This is a genomic window from uncultured Adlercreutzia sp. (assembly GCA_910585575.1).
Taxonomy (GTDB): Bacteria; Actinomycetota; Coriobacteriia; order Coriobacteriales; family Eggerthellaceae; genus Adlercreutzia.
Window position 1 is genome coordinate 1 of sequence record CAJUFS010000109.1, and the last position, 5331, is coordinate 5331.

The following is a 5331-nucleotide window of genomic DNA, read 5'->3' on the forward strand; positions in this document are numbered from 1 at the left end:
CAACCCAACCCAACCCAACCCAACCCAACCCAACCCAACCCAACCCAACCCAACCTATTTGCAAACCGCCCTTTGAAAGGGCTCGAAACGAAAGGACTCTCATGAACATCCTGTTTATCAACGGCGGAGAAAAGAACGGCAACACCGCCCGTATGGGCCGAGAGCTGATCGGCGATCGCGCCTTCACCCAAATTGATTTGGCCGACACCAAGGTCTATGACTACGGCCAGGTGTTTGCCGGTGGCGAGGACGATCAGTTCGACGAGGTGCTAGCCGCTGTGCGCAAAGCCGATGTGCTGGTGATGGGGTCGCCCGTGTACTGGCATAACTTGTCTGGCATGCTGCGCAACCTGCTTGATCGCTTCTACGGCCCGGTGCCCGAGGGCAGCTTATCCGGCAAGCGCCTCTTCTTCGTGTTCCAGGGCGCGGCACCTTCGGCCGATATGCTGAAGTGGGGCGAGTACACCATGAGCCGTTTCGCCGGCCTGTACGGCATGGATTACGAGGGCATGGCTACCTCGGATGCCGAGGCACGGAAGTTGGGGGCGCGGCTGTAAATGTAACTCATGCCGGCCAGAATGGCCAATTGGGCTGCGTCTTCCATCCGAGCCTCGCGAGCGTGGTCAATCACGCTGCGGTTTCCATCCTCGTCGCGAAAAAAGGCATTTTCTGGTCAATTAGCCTGCGTTTTCCATCGATTTCCCTGCGGGCGCTCGTGAGAGCATCGCTGGTCAACGCTCTGAACTGGACAAACGCCAGGTGCTTTTTCGCATGATGGAAAACGCCTTGGATTTGACCACCGAATCGATGGAAACCACGGCCCGATTGACCAAAAACCAGCCAAAACGGAGTCGCCGATGGAAAACACGCCCTGATTGACCATGCTTCTGAGTTGCTAGGAGGTGAAATTTGGTTGCTTCCTTTTGTGAGTGCGGCGGCCCTCCATGCCCGTGCGGGTGACCCGCCTTGCCTCGCCTTAAGGCAAAGCACCCCTGGCAGCGGAGTGGGACGGAGCTGCCAGGGGTAGAAGGGAGGGCTTACGAAGCGCGTCGTGTGGTTAGAGGGCTGCTACGATTTTGCCGGCCACACGTCCATGGGTCATCGCCATGCCCATGGAGTTACCGGCGGAAGGGGTTGCGTACGCATTGCCGTAACGCTGTCCCAGGCAGTTGCCTGCTGCGTAAAGTCCCTTGATGGGGGTCGTGTGGTCGCTCTGAAGCACGTTGAGGTGCTCGTCGGTGACAAGTCCCGCCATGGTGACGAGGCCGGCGGATACGCGTCCGTCGTTGGTGCGTACCGCGCCGTAGAACGGCGGCGTCTTGATGGGAAGCAGCAAGTGGGCATCCTTGCCAAAATCGCTATCGACACCGGCCTCGCACAATTCGTTGTAGCGGTCGATGCTTGCAAGCGCCGTTTGCAGTGCGTCGCCTTCGTAGCCAAGGAAGCCGAGAAGCTCCTCGAGTGTGTTGGCAGCGTAAACCTGGGTTGTCTGACGGCGGGTAAGGATATACATGGAGACGTCTTGCACATCGCCGCCTTCGGGGTTGCCAACCTCGACGTTTTGGATGGCCTGGTTCATTTCTTCTACGACGTCGGGCACGCCCCAGTTGGGTGCGCCGTGGTCTACGCTGGCAAGCTTTACGGAGTCCATGTAGTTGGCGTCAGCGATAGCGGTGAAAATGCCGAGGGGCTGGCGGAAGGTGGCCGGGGCGAGCATCTGGGCCATGGCCTCGTTGACGTATCGCTTGCCTTGGGCGTTGAGGTACAGAAACGGCGTGGTGCCCCAGGGCCCCGGAGGCATCCACATAGCGAAGTTCTGCGCCGGTCGCGGCTGAGGCTCGATCATGCCCCCGGCCCAGCAGCCCAGCTTCAGGCCGACGCCATCGCGTCCCATGCCCGTCATTTCCGAACGGTCTTGCTCGACGCGCATGCCCCATTCGGTCACATCGGTCAGCAGGTTGTACACCATATCGGCGTTGCTGGAGAAGTCGCCCGTGCAGAGAATGACGCCCTTGGCGGCGTTGAAGCGGCGATAGCCGTCCGGCCCCTGGGCGATGGCGCCGACAACGTCACCCTGCTCGTTCTGGTCGAGTACCGTCGCGGAGTGCTCCCAGAACCATTGGGCTCCCAGCTCCTCGGCCGCCCAGCGACAGTAGGTTTCAAGCTCGGTCAGGCGGCTTACTTCCTCGCGTCCTTCAATGGGCGTTGTGGGGTTAAAGGAGCCGATAGTTTGCAGGGTCGATGCCCAGGCTTTGTAACCGCTCAGCTCGATGGGGTAGTCTGCCCCGGAGTCTTTGCCATGAGCAATCTGGATAATTGCATTGTCGGGCGCCAGTTCGAATACGTTGCTCGTGTCGGGGGTCACGGCCATGAGGTTGTCGAACATTTCGCCGGAGTTTTCAACGAAGAGACTGATTATCTGAGGGTTGGCGCGGCCTCCGCTGCGACGGTGGTACTCGGCGATGATTTCGCCAGTGTCGTAGGGTCCGTAACCGTGGTCGATCATGAACTGCGAGTTGTAGGCGCAGATATCGTCGCCGAAGCAGTTGAAGGTTTCCTCGGGCTGAATCTCGATGACGGCTACCGAGGCTCCTCCCTGGGCTGCTCCCAGGGCGGCCTGAGTTCCCGCGTGTCCTCCGCCCAGTACGACAACGTCGACATCGATGGTCTCAACGATCTCATCATCGGCAATGGATGGGGCTGCGCCCAACCAGTCGTCAACGCACACATAGCCGCTGGGAATGCTTCCCGTGTCGGCAAGGGCCTCCGCGTTGGCATTAGTGGATGCCGCGGATGCCTCGGACGAGGAAGTGGCGCCGGGCGCGCAGGCGGTGAGGCTGGCTGCAGCGGCGGCCGCGCTTGCAACAGCGGCTCCCTTGAGGAAGCCGCGCCGGTCCAAAAACGTGCTTTTTTCCATGATCCCTCCTGACTTGATATCCATAGTGGGTTGATCCCACTGCCCTGCACCTTATCGGTGCCGCTGGTCGAAATCTATCGTCAGAAAGACGTATTTCCAGTTCAGAGCCGCTGGACGAAATTGGGTATTCCTCCGTTCGGCCAGGAACTTTATAGTTGTGGGCGGAAGGGGAGTCTTGCGAAAGGGTGGGTGCGCATGGGAGAAAGAAGCTGGGAGCTCTGCGCGCGCCAGTGGTCGTTTGCGGCGTTTCTCGCGGTCTCCCTCTCATTTGCGCCTTCGGGCATTCCCTACCTTCACGTGGTTGGTGTTTCCGACGGTTTCAACGCTTTTACCTGCGCGGCGTTGGTCACGTCCTGTTGTAGCGCTGCGCTCTATGTTGCCCTTCGTCTTCTTGGAAGGGATTTCGAATTGAGCCACTCGGCGTCTCTGGGAGCTATAGGCTTCATTGCGGGAACGCTTGCTTTTGCGCTTGTAACGTCCTTGTCGTCTATGCCCGATCAGCTGGCGATTCTGTGTGGAGCGCTTGCTGGTTCAGGCGGCTTCATTTTGTGCCTCTTGTACGCGCGCATATACGCGCCGTTGCCTTTTGATGAGGCGCTTGTCCAGTTTGGAGCCGCCATGGCGCTGGCCGCACTTGCAAGCTGGCTTTTGTATACGAGCAACGGCGCGGTTTTCCTCGTATTGCTTGTTTGCTTGAGTGTGGTGGCTGGCATAGCTCCCTTAATTGATGTCGATTGCGAAGGCATGGATGACGAGGGGGCTTTCTCAGAAGAAGAGCGATCTCCCGACGGCATCGGCGGCTTCTTGCGCACCGTTCGTGCTTCACTGGGAATCTTGGGAGCGCCTTTGCTCGGGTTGTTGGTGTTTGGATACGTGGGGGTGTTGGTCGACGGCGCGCTTATTGCCGAGACCTATGGGTTGCAGATTTTGGGTTTTGCCGTGAGTGGGGCGGGGCTTCTGATCCTAGCGAAACTGCTGCGTCGGCGCCCCCTGTTTCCCTTCGTCTACCAGACGCTCATTCCCTTTCTTGCGGCGGGGGCGCTGGTGGCGCGGGTGATGGTCGCTGAAGGGGTTGCTGCTCAAGCTTTGTTCGACTTCGGGCTGCATCTGATGTTCGGTGCCGTGATTGTGGCGTCGTTTGCGGCGCTGAGCGCCATTGAAAGAACAGGGGAGTTTCCCGGAGGCGTTATCGTGGCCATTGCGTACGGACTATACTGCCTCGTGTCTCTTGGTGGTATTGGAACAGTGCATGCGAGTTTCCATGATGTGCGCTTCTTAAGCGGGGTAGCTTTGACGGTATGGATGGCCTATTTCGGCATCCAGGCGCTTGCCCCTGCTCTGTATGCCTGGATAAGGGGCTATCCCGATGAAGAACGCGATGGCGAACCCGTAGCTGCGAGGTCGATTGCCGATCAGCTCGGAGAGCGGTCTCGCGTGGTGGGAGAGGGGTATGGCCTTACGCAGCGCGAGATTGAGATCCTTGCTTTTCTGGCGCGAGGCCACAGCTCACTGTTCGTCTCCCAGACGCTGCTTATTTCGGATAGCACAGTTCGAACGCACATCAAGAACATCTATAAGAAGCTGGAGGTCTCGTCGCGGGAAGAGCTCATCGCGCTTATAGACGAGCCTGCGGGAGAGGGGAAGCCGGATTCTGCGGAAGAAACGGGCGAGCCTCTGGTTGATGGGGTAGTGCGAGGAAGAAGGTAGGGGCGCCTCGTTCTCTTGTCCTGTGTTGCGGCCCGCAGCCATCTTGACGATCTCGCGGTCCCTGGAACCTCGTCATCCCGGCTCCGGCCCTCTGGACTCGGGCAGCCCGCAGCTGCGTTGCTGATCACGCAACCCCGCGACCTCGGCAGCCGCTCTCTGCCCCTGCTCCCGTAGTCGCCCCCGCCCCCCGCCCTCGTGCATTTCCCGAAAAATTTTTCCCACAATCGCACATTTGCTTGCCCCCAAACGTATTACCCTTGAAAGGCCTTTCTTGGAAGGCGCTGCCGCGACGGATCGCTAGCGCTCGTTACGGCAGCGGCTTCCTCAACCGGACAAGAGGGAAGCACGTGGACAAGCAGGCATACCGACAAGCGGTCGACCAGTTCGGAGACATGGTGTATCGCATCGCGCTCAATCAGACGCGCTGCGCCGCCGATGCCGACGACGTCACCCAGGCGGTGTTCCTCAAGCTTTTCACGAAGCCCCCAAGGTGGATCGAGGATGTGGATCCTATTAAGGCTGCGGATGCGCAATGCGCTAAGCGCGTTATGGGTGCGGAAGGCGCCGAGCGCGCTGCTGCGGCCACGGTTCGCGGAGCCGCAAGCAGCACTGGCCCCGCGCGGGCATCGTTGCCCGTCCCCGATGAGCGCCTGAAGGCGTGGCTCATCCGCGTGACGGTGAACGAGTGCAAGAGCCTCTGGCGCACC

4 protein-coding genes are annotated in these 5331 nt (G+C 59.9%); 3 read left to right on the top strand and 1 reads right to left on the bottom strand.

What is annotated here, in order from left to right:
* Positions 1-101 precede the first annotated feature (101 nt).
* Complete coding sequence (locus QZ307_RS10625) at positions 102-557, top strand: NAD(P)H-dependent oxidoreductase (RefSeq protein WP_295999681.1); 456 nt, start codon at positions 102-104, stop codon at positions 555-557.
* A gap of 500 nt (positions 558-1057) precedes the next feature.
* Here QZ307_RS10625 and QZ307_RS10630 read toward each other — a convergent pair whose 3' ends face one another.
* Positions 1058-2917 carry an FAD-binding protein gene (locus QZ307_RS10630; RefSeq protein ID WP_295999682.1) on the bottom strand — a complete coding sequence of 620 codons (1860 nt, stop codon included), beginning with the start codon at positions 2915-2917 and terminating at the stop codon, positions 1058-1060.
* 195 nt (positions 2918-3112) lie between these two features.
* Between QZ307_RS10630 and QZ307_RS10635 the strand changes: the two genes are divergently transcribed.
* The gene (locus tag QZ307_RS10635) at positions 3113-4624 is read left to right on the top strand and encodes a helix-turn-helix transcriptional regulator (RefSeq protein ID WP_295999683.1); all 1512 of its coding nucleotides are present in this window, start codon (positions 3113-3115) and stop codon (positions 4622-4624) included.
* Positions 4625-4971: 347 nt separating this feature from the next.
* Positions 4972-5331 (top strand): sigma factor (locus QZ307_RS10640; RefSeq protein ID WP_295999684.1); only part of this gene is annotated, 360 nt, incomplete at its 3' end.